General features: G+C 52.2%; 13 protein-coding genes. 1 reads left to right on the forward strand and 12 read right to left on the reverse strand.

Going from position 1 to position 13,839, the window contains the following annotated elements; genetic code table 11:
- Positions 1-180 precede the first annotated feature (180 nt).
- Positions 181-1,404: an ABC transporter substrate-binding protein gene (locus tag QN379_RS00285; protein WP_322236059.1), complete on the forward strand. Its 1,224-nt coding sequence runs from the start codon at positions 181-183 to the stop codon at positions 1,402-1,404.
- 213 nt (positions 1,405-1,617) lie between these two features.
- Here QN379_RS00285 and QN379_RS00290 read toward each other — a convergent pair whose 3' ends face one another.
- The 12 genes from QN379_RS00290 to QN379_RS00345 all read right to left on the reverse strand — a co-directional run bounded on the left by QN379_RS00290 (position 1,618) and on the right by QN379_RS00345 (position 13,823).
- Entirely contained in the window at positions 1,618-2,409 is a 792-nt protein-coding gene (locus QN379_RS00290) for an SDR family NAD(P)-dependent oxidoreductase (RefSeq protein ID WP_323505719.1), read from the reverse strand.
- 62 nt (positions 2,410-2,471) lie between these two features.
- On the reverse strand, positions 2,472-3,446 hold the full coding sequence (locus QN379_RS00295) for an NADPH:quinone oxidoreductase family protein (protein WP_322236055.1): 975 nt from the start codon (positions 3,444-3,446) through the stop codon (positions 2,472-2,474).
- 195 nt (positions 3,447-3,641) lie between these two features.
- Positions 3,642-4,496, reverse strand: coding sequence for a 3-hydroxybutyryl-CoA dehydrogenase (locus tag QN379_RS00300; protein ID WP_323505720.1), 855 nt, complete (start codon positions 4,494-4,496; stop codon positions 3,642-3,644).
- Between the two features lie 39 nt (positions 4,497-4,535).
- Positions 4,536-5,330 carry an enoyl-CoA hydratase/isomerase family protein gene (locus QN379_RS00305; protein WP_322236051.1) on the reverse strand — a complete coding sequence of 265 codons (795 nt, stop codon included), beginning with the start codon at positions 5,328-5,330 and terminating at the stop codon, positions 4,536-4,538.
- A gap of 17 nt (positions 5,331-5,347) precedes the next feature.
- Entirely contained in the window at positions 5,348-5,848 is a 501-nt protein-coding gene (locus QN379_RS00310) for a MaoC family dehydratase (protein WP_323505721.1), read from the reverse strand.
- Between the two features lie 32 nt (positions 5,849-5,880).
- Positions 5,881-7,515, reverse strand: coding sequence for a class I adenylate-forming enzyme family protein (locus QN379_RS00315; protein ID WP_322236047.1), 1,635 nt, complete (start codon positions 7,513-7,515; stop codon positions 5,881-5,883).
- A complete protein-coding gene (locus QN379_RS00320) occupies positions 7,512-8,807 on the reverse strand; it encodes an acyl-CoA dehydrogenase family protein (RefSeq protein WP_322240469.1) in 1,296 nt (431 codons plus the stop codon). The genes QN379_RS00315 and QN379_RS00320 overlap by 4 nt, the downstream gene beginning before the upstream one ends.
- Complete coding sequence (locus QN379_RS00325; RefSeq protein WP_323505722.1) at positions 8,807-9,841, reverse strand: phosphotransferase family protein; 1,035 nt, start codon at positions 9,839-9,841, stop codon at positions 8,807-8,809. The genes QN379_RS00320 and QN379_RS00325 overlap by 1 nt, the downstream gene beginning before the upstream one ends.
- Position 9,842: 1 nt before the next feature.
- Entirely contained in the window at positions 9,843-10,754 is a 912-nt protein-coding gene (locus tag QN379_RS00330) for a crotonase/enoyl-CoA hydratase family protein (RefSeq protein WP_323505723.1), read from the reverse strand.
- A 143-nt stretch (positions 10,755-10,897) separates the two neighbouring features.
- On the reverse strand, positions 10,898-11,212 hold the full coding sequence (locus tag QN379_RS00335; RefSeq protein ID WP_322236042.1) for a hypothetical protein: 315 nt from the start codon (positions 11,210-11,212) through the stop codon (positions 10,898-10,900).
- A complete protein-coding gene (locus tag QN379_RS00340) occupies positions 11,209-12,534 on the reverse strand; it encodes an acyclic terpene utilization AtuA family protein (RefSeq protein ID WP_323505724.1) in 1,326 nt (441 codons plus the stop codon). The genes QN379_RS00335 and QN379_RS00340 overlap by 4 nt, the downstream gene beginning before the upstream one ends.
- Positions 12,535-12,599: 65 nt before the next feature.
- Positions 12,600-13,823 (reverse strand): ABC transporter substrate-binding protein, encoded by a 1,224-nt coding sequence (locus QN379_RS00345; protein WP_322236038.1) that lies wholly within the window; start codon positions 13,821-13,823, stop codon positions 12,600-12,602.
- Between the last annotated feature and the right edge of the window lie 16 nt (positions 13,824-13,839).

The raw sequence follows: 13,839 nt of genomic DNA on the forward strand, positions 1-13,839 counted from the left end.
AACAGATTTCGAGAATGCGAAAATAACACATTAAAAAAGAAACGCTGTAAGTACCTGCCCTAAAAAAATAATCGCGAAAAAGAAAGAGGTCATCACATGGATGGATAAATAAAAAAATGTCTGTAGCACGCAAACTAAAGCATAAAAATAAAATATAAAAAATAAGTCCCGGAGACCAACATGCATGTAATAAAAAAGATTACCAGTATCGCCCTGATAGCGGGCGCGGCTGGATTATCACCCGCCCTCTTTGCAGCCGAACCGATCAAGATTGGCGTTATCAATCCCTTTAGCGGTCCACTCGCTTTGTACGGCGTTGAGATGACACGCGGTTATGAACTAGCGGTGGATCAGGTTAATGCGAGTGGCGGATTGCTTGGCCGCAAAGTGGCATTGGTGCGTGGCGATGCCGCCAATCCGCAGCAAGGGATTGCCGCTGTCGAGCAGCTAGTGACCAACGATAACGTTGATATGTTTTCTGGCACTTACATTAGCGCGGTCTCCAACGCAGCAAGCGATGCGGCAAGTCGCTATAACAAGCTCTATTGGGATACCGGTGCGGTGGCGCAAAATCTGACAGAACGCGGCTTGCCGAACTTTATACGTTCCGGCACTTACGCACTCAGCTTCGCTGCTGGCACTGTCGATACGGTGAAGGATTTGATCGCGCCTGCATTGAAAAAAAATGTCAAAGATCTGAAGGTATGGATCGAACATGAGGATTCGATTTACGGAACGTCAATTGCAATCTCACAGAAGCGCATGCTGGAGGCGTTAGGCGCAAAAATTGTGGGCGTGGGCGCGCATGCGTCCCGTTCGATTGATATGAACGATACGATCCTGCGTGCCAAACAGGCCAATCCTGATGTGTTCATCGAAACTGGCTATGTCCCGGATGGCAATCTGCTACTACGCACGGCGCGTGATCAAGGATTCAAGCCCGCTGCGATGCTATACGTCGGAACGGGTGATACTGCCGAAACGCTGGCGTCTTTGGGCGGCACTTCATTGGAAGGCTTGTTGGTGGTTGGATGGCCGCGCAACGATGTCATTGAAAGCTTTGGCCCCGGGGCTAAAGCATTTCTCACCGCCTATCGCGCCAAGTTTAAAAGTGATCCCATCGCACCCCAAAGTATGGCAGGCTATGTTGGCCTTCAAATGTTGTTCGACACAATTAAAGCAGCGAACAGCATTGATCTCGAAAAAGTCCGTCTTGCCGCTGCAAATATGGATAAACCGCTAGGAAGCTATGCAACCGGCTTCGGCATCAAATTCGACAAAAATTTCCAAAATATGCGAGCCTCTCCCACCACCGGACAATGGCAGTCGGGCAAGATGGTGACAGTCTTCCCAGAAAAGGCTGTAGCGCCTGGCGTTGTTCTTCAGAATCTGGCAAGAAATTGATAATAGAATGATGAATCGGGGGGCCGTTGCACGATGCGAGCGGCACCTCGTATTGATTCGAACGCGTTTTACAACACGTGGGTATTTATTTTTCAATACGTCGGTGTTTACTTTATGTAACGCGCTATTCGTGGCATCAATTTTTAAAGTTGTATTGCCATAAAATGGTCATCAAAAAAGCGCCACACAGGCGCTTTAAAAATGCCACCTTCTTTATTTCATCGACTGTCCTGCCGCTGATGGCGGCCGTCCTAAAGTAAATCCACCATCTACCGTAATGAGCTGACCAGTGACAACTGAATCCGGCTCAAGCAACCAACAAATAGCGCTGGCAATTTGCTCTGGCGTGCTGACTTTTCCCAGTAAAGCGACGGCGGCAAATTCCCCTTTCACGCGCTCATAGGCCTCGTCACCCAGACCATCGCGCATCCATCGTCCCTCGATCAACCCGGGCAATACGGCATTGACGCGGATAGCCGGAGCGAGCGTGCGCGCCAGCGCAACGGTCAGCATGTTTAATGCGGCCTTGGATAATACATAAGGGAAAGAACTACCGCTGCCAGTAACGCCAGCGACCGATGAGACGTTCACAATCGCACTGCCAGGTTGCATATACTTTTTGACCGCACGGGCCATCTGAAATGGTCCAATCGTGTTGACCGCATACACACGCTCAAAGTCGGCAGTGGTCACAGCGTCCAGATCCGCCATCGGGATAAACTGGGTCGTACCCGCGCTGCTGACCAGCGCGTCAATACGCCCCCAACGCGCCATCGCTTGTAACGCCAATGCGTTGCAGTCATTGTCATTGGACACATCGCCTTGCACTGCGACGGCATCCGCGCCAAGGGCCAGACAGTCTTCAACCACGCCAGCCGCGGCTTCGCTGCTGCGGCTATAGTTAATCATCACATTGTAATGTCGGCTGGCGAGTAACCTGGCGACCGCCGCGCCCACGCCAGTCGCGCCACCGGTAATAAGTGCGACTCTTCGATTCGTCAACATAGGGTTTCTCTCAACAATGCAGGACAACTAACGGATGGCATTTTGTGCCAATGTTGCAAGTGCTATGGAATGATGACGATTTTTCCGCTCACCTTGCGTTGCATCATCGCATTCAGCGCATCGCAGACACCTTCAAGTGGATAACGTGCCGATACCAATGGCTTGATTTTTTTCTGTCGATAAAGCGATACCAGTTCGGTTAAATCGGCCTCCAGATTTTCTGGTTCTCTGCGGATAAAATCACCCCAAAAAACGCCTAAAATCGAACAGCCTTTCAGCAACGGTAAATTGAGTGGAATTTTGGGTATTTCGCCATCTGCAAAACCGACCACCAAAAACCGTCCACGCCACGCCATGCTGCGGATTGCCTGTTCGCTGTATGCGCCACCGACCGGATCGCACACGACATCAATGCCACGCCCATCAGTCAGTACTTTGAGCCGCTCGCGCAGATTTTCCGTGAGGTAATTAATGCATTCATCCGCGCCGTGTGCTTTACAAACTGCCAGTTTTTCGGCAGACGATGCGGCGGCGATCACTCTAGCGCCCAGCGCTTTGGCAATCTCGATAGCCGCAATGCCAATGCCACCGGCAGCGCCAAAAATCAGCACCGTCTCACCTTTAGCAAGTTGGGCCCGATCTTTCAGCGCGTGATACGCCGTACCATAAGTCATCAAAAAAGTCCCTGCAATCTCGTGGGACATCTCGGCTGGCATCGGAATCAGGCTATCTTGACTTATCGCAATCTCTTCCGCAAACGCACCCCAACCAGAGAATGCGATCACCGACTGGCCCACCACGAATTTGGTGACGCCACTGCCAACCGATTTGATCACACCAGCCAACTCACCACCCGGCGAAAACGGTAGTGAGGTTTTGATTTGATATTTATTCTGAATAATCAGTGAATCCGGAAAATTCACACCAGCCGCCTTTACGCTGATAATCACCTGACCAGCATCGGGGATTAGCGATGGAATATCTTCGACTACCAACATTTCGGGTGGCCCATATTGATGACATCGTACTGCTCTCATTGTCACACTCTCCTGAATAAGTTCTCAAACTCGGCAATCTATCTTGCGCCAGCGCGCCTGCCAATTTGTGAAAGTGGCGATTTATCACGCTGATGATTGTTCGAACATGGCGTTCAATGCCAAATTGGTGGTTAAGCACCAAATGTCGACAACGACGTCCACGCAATACCTTTTAGTTAATTTCAATCGACCGCATCAAGAATACGTAAAAAATCCACGTCCAGATTTACGCCCTAGGTAGCCAGCCGCGACCATCTCTTTCAACAGTGGTACGGGCCGATATTTGGAATCGTTAAATCCTTCATACAGCACTTCCATTACGGCTAACAACGTATCCAGACCAATCATGTCGGCTAATGCCAGCGGGCCGATTGGATGATGGCATCCAAGCTTCATACCGTTATCGATTGCTTCGGCAGTGGCCAATCCTTCAGCGAGAACAAAGATCGCCTCATTGATCATCGGACATAGAATCCGGTTAACTACGAAGCCGGGATTGTTCCGCACCGTGATCGGGCTTTTGTTCAATTGTTTGGCGAACGCTTCCACTTTTGCATGCGTGGCGTCACTGGTTTGAAGTCCGCGTATCAACTCGACCAAATCCATCAATGGGACCGGATTGAAGAAGTGCATGCCAATCACTCTATCCGAACGCTTGGTCGCCGCGGCCAGTTTTGTGATGGAAATCGATGAAGTATTAGTGGCAAGAATCACCTCTTCACCGATGACAGCGTCCACTTCTTTCAAGAGTTTTATCTTGAGCGCCTGATTTTCAGTAGCGGCTTCAATTACCAGATCAACGGTCTTAAACGCATTGATATCAGTCGTACCTGTGATCAACGCTATCACAGCGTCTTTTTGCGCCAAGGTGAGTGTATTGTTTTTGATCAGTCGGTCCAGACTATTGCCTATTTTTACTAGGCCCTTTTGTACTGCTACCTCACTAATGTCTAACATGACAACCGGTATGCCCACCATAGCGCATGACTGCGCAATCCCGTTGCCCATGATCCCTGCACCGATAACGCCGACTGTGTTGATTTTGCGCATTGCTGCTTTCCTCAATTAAATTTAACTATTGTAGAGCAATCAGTTTCCGGTAAAGCGCGGCGGACGTTTGTCAAAAAATGCGCTGACGCCTTCAACAAAATCTGCTGATTTAGCGCACGCGATAAAGGATTCGCGCTCGGCCAGCATTTGGTCTTCCATTGTGCGCGCAAATGATGCGCGCATTAATTGTTTAGTCTTCGCAAAGGCGAATGCCGGTCCCGATGCAAGACGTTGCGCCAGCGCTTCTGTTTCGGCAGCCAGCGCCGCCGCTGGAACCACGCGACTAATCATGCCAAGACGCTGCGCTTCTGCTGCGTCAAAGGTCTCGGCCAACAGTGTCAGTTCAAGCGCCTTGTGCAAGCCGACCATGCGCGGTAACGACCACGAGGCCGATCCGTCCGGACTCGCACCGATCTTGGAATATGCCAGGTTAAACCGCGTGCCTTCTGCAGCAATTGACAGGTCACAAGCCAGCGCAAGACTGACGCCCGCGCCCGCCACTGCACCGTGCACACTGGCAATCACGAGTTGCGGCAGATTGGTTAAAATCGACAATGCTTCGTGCAACGGATCAATGACGGTTGGCGCTGCTTGTGCAGCGGCGGCCAGATCAGCTTTAAAATAATCCAGATCGCCGCCTGCCATAAACGCACGCCCTTCTCCGCTAATGACAACGACCCCAATATCTTGGCTAGCCTTGATACTCTTGCAAATCGTTAGCAAGCCTTCGGCCATAGTGCGATCAAGCGCATTCAGGGCCGATGGTCGATTGAAACGAATGTTGGCAATCTGATCTTCTACATGAAACAAAATGGTTGCGTCGCTATTGCTCATGGCTGTGTTCCTGATTTTTAGGTTTTGGTGAAATATTGGCGTACCACCGACTCAGCGATGCAGGCTGGTTTGGCGTCACCTTCGATCTCAATCGTTGCCGTCAAGACAATCTGGATGCCACCGGGGATATCCGCGACGCTGCTGAGCAAAAATCGACCGCGAACCCGACTGTCGACCCGCACCGGATTTGTAAAACGAACCTTGTTCAGACCATAGTTAATCCCCATCTCGCAGAACGGCAACTCAAAATTGTCCTGATAAAACTTGCCGAGCAACGATAGCGTCAGAAAACCATGCGCGATGGTACAGCCAAACGGCGACTCTTTTTTTGCTCGGGCAACATCGACATGAATCCACTGAAAATCGCCCGTCGCCTCCGCGAATTGATTGATGCGGCTTTGTGACATCAGCACCCAATCGGAGACAAAAATCTCACTTCCTATGTGCGTGCGGAGAAGTGCCAGCGTACCGATATCGGGTTGCAGAATGGTTGATTGTGGAATGATTGATTCCGACATGGGGATTTCCTTGATGGTGACCGACGCTGTCATTATTGGTGCGCTTTGGGGGTTGGCAACAGCGCGCTGGCCTGATCGCGCAGCGCGCGTTTGAGTAGTTTTCCGTTGGCATTGCGCGGCAACGGTGATTCTGAGAGCGTAAAACTTTCTGGCACTTTGTAGTCGGACAAACGTTCCGCGCAGTATGTCGTGAGAGCTTGTAACAAACCATCGGCAAGCGTATCAGGTTGGCGCAACGTCACGAATGCGTGCACACGCTCGCCCAACACCGGGCAAGGCTTAGCAACTACCGCGCATTCCAGCACAGCGGGATGTTGGTAAAGGACGTTCTCAACTTCGATGGTATATATCTTATAGCCGCCGCGATTGATCATGTCTTTCATCCGGTCGGCTACCTTGATATAACCGTCCGAACCGATGGAGCCTATATCGCCAGAATGCCAGAATCCACCGGTAAAATTGTCAGCGGTGGCACTTGGATTGTTCCAATATCCTTTTACCACCATCGGCCCTTTGATCCATATTTCGCCCAACACACCCGGTTCGACCTCACACCCGGATTCATCGAAAATCGCCATTTCAACACACGCCAGAGCACGGCCAACGGTGTCGTTATGGGCGGCAGTTTCTCCCTGCGGCATTAACGTGGAAGGCGATGTGGTTTCCGTAGAGCCGTAGCAATTCATCAGGGTCAGGCTTGGTATTTTTTGGGCGAGGCTGGAGATGGTCGCCACCGGCATTGGCGCACCACCGTATCCGCCCACCCGCCACGAGGAAATATCATGGCGTTCAAAATCGGGTTGCAGTAAGCACAGGTTATACATCGCTGGAACCATCAGCGTGTAGGTCATGCGTTCACGCGCTGCCAGCGCGAGAAAATCAGTCGCTCTAAAACTCGGCATGATGACCAGTTTTCCAGCGCAGCGCACCATCGTCGCGACCAGTGCAATCAGGCCGGTGACGTGACTTAGCGGCACGGATGCCACGGCAGTGTCGTATATCGTCAATCCCATTGCGGTCTGAAGATGCATGCCAGAATGCACAACGCCAAGATGCGTCAGGGCGGCACCTTTCGGCTTACCGGTGGTACCGGAGGTATACAGGATTGCAACGACGTCTTCTTCGTTAACTTTGGCTGGCAGTTCTTTCGACGAAGCGGTCATCAAAGATGCGAATTCTTCAGATCCACTGCAATGGCCGATTGACACGCGAGTCTTCAGTGATGGCACGTCAGCGCTGACTGGCAGCCGTTCACCCAATTCGGCGTCATGCACGATGAGGCTTGCTGAGCAATCATTGAGCATATAAGCAAGCCCGGGAGTCTGCTCGCGGATACTGAGCGGAACCGCGATGGCGCCGAGACGGGCGATGGCAAATAAGCTGATGACGAATTCGTTACGGTTTCCAATCAGCATCGCCACGCGATCGCCGACACCAATACCACGACTTGCCAGACCTGTCGCTAAGCGCGCTGATGAATCGCGTAGACCCTTCCACGTAATGCGGTCTGCGCCGCACACCATGGCATCTCCGTTGGGATTGCGCTGCACAGCATCATCCAGCATCGCGTATACACTTTTTGGACGCTCAACAAAACAGCGCACCACGCGCCCGTCAAAATGTGTTTCCAGTCGCGTGGCAGGCCAGGTATCGTCCCATTGTTTCATTTCAAGTGATCCTTGTTTTGATCTGGTGTGATGCTATCGCTGCGCTGTGGCAAAGTAAAATAAGCTTTGGTGCTGCCCATATTTGCCTTTGCTTTGGCCAATTCATTCTTCGCTACTACACGCAAATGTACCTCATCCGGCCCATCGATGAAACGCATCGCTCGGCCCCATGTCCACAAGAATGCAAGCGGTGTGTCAGGCGTCATGCCCATTGCGCCAAAAACCTGAATCGCGCGGTCCAGAACCCGCGTCTGTAATCGTGCCGCGACGATTTTAATCGCTGACACATCGACGCGTCCCGCCTGATTGCCGAAGCGGTCAATAATCGATGCGGCGCGCAGAACCAGCAAACGGGCCTGATCGATTTCGAGCCGTGATTCGGCGATCCAATCCTGAATGTTGGCGTAATCGGCCAGGTGCTTGCCAAAAGTACGTCGTTCCAAGGCACGCTCACACATCATTTCCAATGCCAGTTCACATTGTCCGATAGTGCGCATGCAATGATGAATTCGACCGGGTCCCAGGCGCGCTTGCGCCAATGCAAAACCACCGCCCTCGTCACCCAGCAGCGCTGTCAGCGGAACCCGTGCGTCTTTAAATACAATTTCGCAATGACCTTCCGGTGCCAAATGATTCATGATGGCAACATTACGGAGAATCTGCATGCCGGGCGTATCAAGCGGCACCACCAACATGGAATGACGTCGATGCTTGGCTGCGTCCGGACTTTCATCGGACACGCCCATAACAATGGTCATTTTGCATAATGGATGCAAAGCACCGCTGGTGAACCATTTGCGCCCGTTGATAACGTAGTGATCACCGTCGCGACGAATAGTGGTTTGAATATTGGTGGCGTCAGAGGATGCAACTTCTGGCTCGGTCATCGAAAATGACGAGCGAATCTGTCCCTCCAGCATTGGCCGCAACCATTGTCGCGATTGCTCTGGTGTCGCGCATAGATGCAACATCTCCATGTTGCCGGTATCGGGCGCATTGCAGTTAAACACTTCAGCCGCCCACGGAATCCGGCCCATAGCTTCTGCCAGCGGTGCATATTCCAGATTGGTCAGACGTGTGCCCGGCTCATTCTCCCGCAGCCCCGGTAGAAAAAAATTCCACAAACCTTCAGTCTTCGCCAATACCTTGAGCCTTTCCATTAATTCGATAGGAAATATGCCTTGGTCAGCCTGATGATGCCAATCGGTATTTGCGGGAATAACGTGGCGCTCCATGAAGTCGCGCACGCGAATCTGTAGTGCGGTGACTTTCTCCGAATATTCAAAATTCATCATGCGGAATTTCCTTTAGGTGAAGGTTGCGATGTGCCGTTAATAAATTCCACTGCGCGATGGGCGAAAGCAACACTTAACTCTCCAACTTCAAGTGCGTTGTCAGCCTCGGCATTGCCACTAAGCGCGCGCGCCGCAATGCCTTCAAAAATTACCGCAAGACGAAATAATGCGAAAGCAAAATGGAACGCAGTGAGGCCATCGCGGCGCCCGCTATGGAGATAATAATGTTGTAAATATTCAACTTCCGATGGAATCCCCATCGCGGCATGATCCAGCCCCAGAATGCCGCCATATTCGGACGGCACTGTACGGTAAGCAATGCAGTTGAAAGCCACATCGGCCAACGGATGGCCCAAGGTCGAGAGTTCCCAGTCAAGCACCCCGATCACACGTGGCTCGGTTGGATGAAACATCAGATTCCCAAGCCGAAAATCACCGTGGCTGATCGTTGTCTCTGTTTCATCAGGGATATTTTTTTGTAACCAGACGATCAACTGCTCAACGTCCGCATTTTCACGCGTCTTGGACATCTGCCATTGCTTGGTCCAACGCGCAATCTGGCGTGTGAAATAGCTGCCCTGACGTCCGTAATCGGTCAACCCAATCGCTGCCCAGTCAACTTTGTGCAAGCGTGCCATGGCCTCGGCCATCGCCATATAGATGGCGTGCCGTTCAGAAGGCACCATCCCCGGCAGTGCATAGTCAGGAAAAATTCTGCCCTGCAATCGCTCCATGATGTAAAACGGCGTGCCAACTACGTCGCGCTCAGCATGGAACAACACCATTTTTGGGACTGGTACATCCGTGCCAAACAATGCCTGCATGATCCGATACTCACGGTCTACTGCATGCGCGGATGGCAACAAACTCGACGCCGGTTGCTTGCGCAGCACCAACGAGCGGTTGGAAAAATTGACAAAATAGGTCGGGTTGGACTGGCCGCCGCCGATGCGTTCCAGCGTCATATCACCTTCCAACGCAGGAATTGCATTCTTCAAAAATGCTTCCAGACGAGCTGGTTCAAAGTCCATATTATTTCCACCAGGGATAGAATGACGGCATCTCGGAGGATGCCGCCTTGAAATGAGGAGGTCGCTTTTCACGGAAGGCAGCGACACCTTCCTTACCATCCGCTTGACTAGTATAGAAAATACCCAGCGACTCGATCTTGTGCGCGTGCATCGGATGCGGTTCTGCTGAATTGCGATACATCATTTGCCGTATCAGTGCGACCGAAACCGGCGAACGATCAGTGCTGATTTTTTGTGCAATAACGTATGCCTCTTCCAGCAATTTTTCCTGCGGCACGACGGTTTTTATCAATCCACAGTTCAGCGCTTCCTGCGCGTCGATCATCTCCGCAGTGTAGGTCCACTCAAGCGCTTTGGCCAAACCGACAATCCGCGGGAGAAACCAGCTTGAACAGGCATCGGGTACAATCCCGAGCTTGCCAAATGGAAAGGCAAAACGTGCTTTATCTGAGGCGATGCGTATATCCATGGCTAGTGTCAACGTTGCACCAACTCCGACTGCCGCACCATTAATAGCTGCAATTATCGGCTTTTTGCAGTCAAAGATTGCCAACACCACACGGCCGCCGGTATCACGCACACCATTCACTACGAGAGGATCATCGAAGTTCTCCTCCAGACTTTGCAAGGTTGGATGCAGCGCTTCGTTGAGGCCGAAAACGTTATTTTTATTGCTATCAGCATCGTCATTACCAACATCAACGGATGCATCCAAATCCATACCGGCACAAAATGCACGCCCCGCTCCTGTGACTACAATTGCCAGCACAGCATCATCTTCACTGGCCCGATCAAGCGCATGGATCAGTTCGTCCGCCATCGTTACCGTGAACGCATTGAGGCGATCCGGGCGATTCAGAGTGAGCGTCAGGATCGCATTTTCCACCCGATAAGCGATAGTGCTGTATTGCATTGCGTCTCCGATCTCTTATCCTGGGGTTGACTCTATGTCGGTCATTTTTATCAAGCTATTTTTTATTATCACGCCATCATGCGGTTATTTTCTGTTCTTTTTTGCGGTCTGATGAAGGCTTAGACGGATTACTATTAGGATTATTATTCGCTAACATGTATATCCAAATCGAGCAGCAACCAGATCGCCGCTTTTTGCCAATGTAATCCTGGACGTAGCGAGGCATAAACGCCACCAGCGAGTGCCTCATCCGAGACATATTTAAGTGCGCGCAGTCCGGGAATTTCGTAACGCACCGTTGGTCCTGGAACGACACGGTTAAGCGCCGTGCCAACAAACTCTGCCGTCAGAACGCGCGTCAGGATGGCGTACGCCGCTTCATCGCGGGCAACGAGTGTCAGGTCCAGGACGTTCCCTTTGTCTCCGGCGCGGCCGGTCGCAATATCACCAACTCTCATGATTGACTCCATTCAATTTCTGGTCGCACCAGATCGTGAGCGATAAAACCATCCAACACTTCAATGCGCGGGCGGCGCTCGCTACGTACGCTACATCCTCCGGCAGGACCAGATAATGTTAACGCGTAGATTTCATCTTCGATGATTTGCGCGATTTCCAGATCGGCACAACGTGCGGAGACATGCACCCGCAATTCGGCCGGAGCCGATAATGTCGCAAGTGACCCCGCCCGCAACACTGAGTTGACACCGACCAAATCAATCGCAATATCTGCATCCTTCCAATCCGATAAGCGTAGTCGTAAGGTTTCCGCAGCACGTTGCGCGCGCATCATCGCACCGGTCCCTGCAAATCCAATTTCAGCATCCGCAATGTAACCGGGCAACTCTAGAAAACCGGCGACCTTCAAGGTGGGCGGCGGTCCCAGTGAGCGAGCGCCGGACATGTGTACGCGATTTTTGCCTATCTGCTCAAAACGAATACCGGTAAAATCGATGATCAGGTCGGGCGTGGCGTAACGTGCCGGATCATGGACTTCGTAAAATAATTGTAGCGTGCAGGTTTCCGCATCAAGTATGCCCGGCGCATTGTCCAGAATTGTGATGTCGGCGCTGCCGTCGGCGTATATATGCGCAAGCGGATAGCCAAGCCTTGCGTAATCCGCTGCGGAGAGCAGTTTTTGGCCGACCGGATCGTAGTTACCACCAGTCAGTTGACCACCACATTCCAGCAAATGACCAACAGCAATCGCACCGGCAAGTGCCGCAGGTCCCGGATTCAAATGCCGCAAAGCTGCTGCTGCAAATAGAGCAGAATCTGCCACCCGTCCACTCACCACGACATCAGCACCATTATCTAGCGCTTCGGCCAGTGCACCGCTGCCGAGATAAACGTGTGCGCCAAGTAACTTGCCCTCTACCGGCCTGACCCATGCAATGTTATTTTGCAGATGGAGCACGTCATCACCGTGAACGGCTGCTACGCGCACCCCGCGACAACCCAGTTCAGCCGCCAGTCTGGCAATGGCATCACCCGCTGCGCGTGGGTTGGCGGCACCCAGATTCGATACGATACGGCACTTGTTGGCCACGGCAACAGGCAACAGCGGGGTCAAGCGGCGGCGCAGGCGCGGATCAGCACCTGCGCGCGGATTATCAGCACGTGCCTTGAGAGCCGGTACTAACGTGCGCTCCGCCAGACACTCCAGCACCACGGTGTCGACTTTGCCAGAAGCGGCTAACGCCACCGCCGGATCGATGCGATCACCAGCGAAACCAGCGCCTGCGCCGATACTGCACACCACTGTGTTTTGATTTTTCATCGTCTCAGTTTCCCCACTTAGTATTCCTGCTTTATATTTCTGATTATTCATAACTTAGCAATCTTCTAGTTGCGCGCCAAGTTTTCAAGGACCACGCCAGACATGACGGCTTTCTTAGGAAATACCGTGACCACATTCCCTTTTTGCCACTGAACGGTGGTCGTCACCACACGTGTATTTTGGAAATTTTTGTCAAATTTGATACCAGAACCGGTTGGATAGCTGCCTAACGGTTTATCCATTTTGGCAGCCACTGCACGTACCTTTTCCATGTCGGTGCTGCCTGCTTCTTTAAGCGCTTCGAACAATATTTGCATGCCGACATAGGCGTTCATTCCCTGCGGCGCGACGGGATCTGACTTGTACTTTGCGCGATACGCCGCTAAATAAGCTCTGCCACCCGGACCAAAACTTTCGGCCACGTCGCTACGCGTGTAATTCACCACTAGCACGCCTTCGAGGGAAGCTGCACCGACTGACGCCAACGTTTCCGGTGTATCACCCGTGCCGACAAACACCATGGCAGGCGGTTTGAAGCCTTGGTCACGTGCCGTGCGTAGCAGCAAGTTGGCATCCGGTACGTAGCCGGTTTCGATGAACACATCGGGACGTGCCTGTTTAGCCCGCAGCACAGTATCATTCAGGTCGATCGAAGTGGACGCATGAACACCAACGCCGACAATTTTTGCGCCCATTGCTTCGAGCAAGCGCTTTTGCTCTTTGGCCACTGAAGAACCATAAATCGAGTCCTCGTGCTCGATCCAGACGGTGACGTCCTTCACATCCTTTTTAAGCCTGGGCGCAATCAGGTCACGGACGGTATCTGCCGCGCCATTTGCAAACGTGCTGCCGTAAGCGCCGGAGCGAATAAAGTTGGGCAAGCCGCGCTCGGTCAGGCTATCGACCAACGCGTTTGTTTCCCAATACAGTTTGTTATACCGCATCGCGGCATCACTGGCGGCATTGGAGACCGCGCTGGTGTAGGTGCCGACAAACATGTCGACCTTTTCTTTGTTGGCTAATTGCTCTACGGAGGCAATGCCCTGCTGAGGATTAGCGGCGTCACCGCGTACCAATACGATCTTTCTGCCAAATACACCACCGGCGGCATTGGCTTCATCTACTGCCAATTCGTACCCACGCGTCACTTCGGTTCCATACAACGCTTGAGGACCGCTGTAGGGATTAATGGCGCCGATTTTAATTGGGTCGGCGGCAAATGCCATTTGTCCAAACACCGAAGTACCAGCTAATAGCGCAACGCCTGCGACGCGTTTAAATGCCTTCATGTCTCTCTCCTGTGAT

This window comes from Glaciimonas sp. Gout2 (assembly GCF_035018905.1).
In the GTDB taxonomy this organism is placed as follows: domain Bacteria; phylum Pseudomonadota; class Gammaproteobacteria; order Burkholderiales; family Burkholderiaceae_D; genus Glaciimonas.

Bases quoted from the DNA above. Each gene is read 5' to 3' on its own strand.
- QN379_RS00285 (WP_322236059.1), top strand. From the start codon at position 181: ATGCATGTAATAAAAAAGATTACCAGTATCGCCCTGATAGCGGGCGCG.
- QN379_RS00290 (WP_323505719.1), bottom strand. From the start codon at position 2,409: ATGTTGACGAATCGAAGAGTCGCACTTATTACCGGTGGCGCGACTGGC.
- QN379_RS00295 (WP_322236055.1), bottom strand. From the start codon at position 3,446: ATGAGAGCAGTACGATGTCATCAATATGGGCCACCCGAAATGTTGGTA.
- QN379_RS00300 (WP_323505720.1), bottom strand. From the start codon at position 4,496: ATGCGCAAAATCAACACAGTCGGCGTTATCGGTGCAGGGATCATGGGC.
- QN379_RS00305 (WP_322236051.1), bottom strand. From the start codon at position 5,330: ATGAGCAATAGCGACGCAACCATTTTGTTTCATGTAGAAGATCAGATT.
- QN379_RS00310 (WP_323505721.1), bottom strand. From the start codon at position 5,848: ATGTCGGAATCAATCATTCCACAATCAACCATTCTGCAACCCGATATC.
- QN379_RS00315 (WP_322236047.1), bottom strand. From the start codon at position 7,515: ATGAAACAATGGGACGATACCTGGCCTGCCACGCGACTGGAAACACAT.
- QN379_RS00320 (WP_322240469.1), bottom strand. From the start codon at position 8,807: ATGAATTTTGAATATTCGGAGAAAGTCACCGCACTACAGATTCGCGTG.
- QN379_RS00325 (WP_323505722.1), bottom strand. From the start codon at position 9,841: ATGGACTTTGAACCAGCTCGTCTGGAAGCATTTTTGAAGAATGCAATT.
- QN379_RS00330 (WP_323505723.1), bottom strand. From the start codon at position 10,754: ATGCAATACAGCACTATCGCTTATCGGGTGGAAAATGCGATCCTGACG.
- QN379_RS00335 (WP_322236042.1), bottom strand. From the start codon at position 11,212: ATGAGAGTTGGTGATATTGCGACCGGCCGCGCCGGAGACAAAGGGAAC.
- QN379_RS00340 (WP_323505724.1), bottom strand. From the start codon at position 12,534: ATGAAAAATCAAAACACAGTGGTGTGCAGTATCGGCGCAGGCGCTGGT.
- QN379_RS00345 (WP_322236038.1), bottom strand. From the start codon at position 13,823: ATGAAGGCATTTAAACGCGTCGCAGGCGTTGCGCTATTAGCTGGTACT.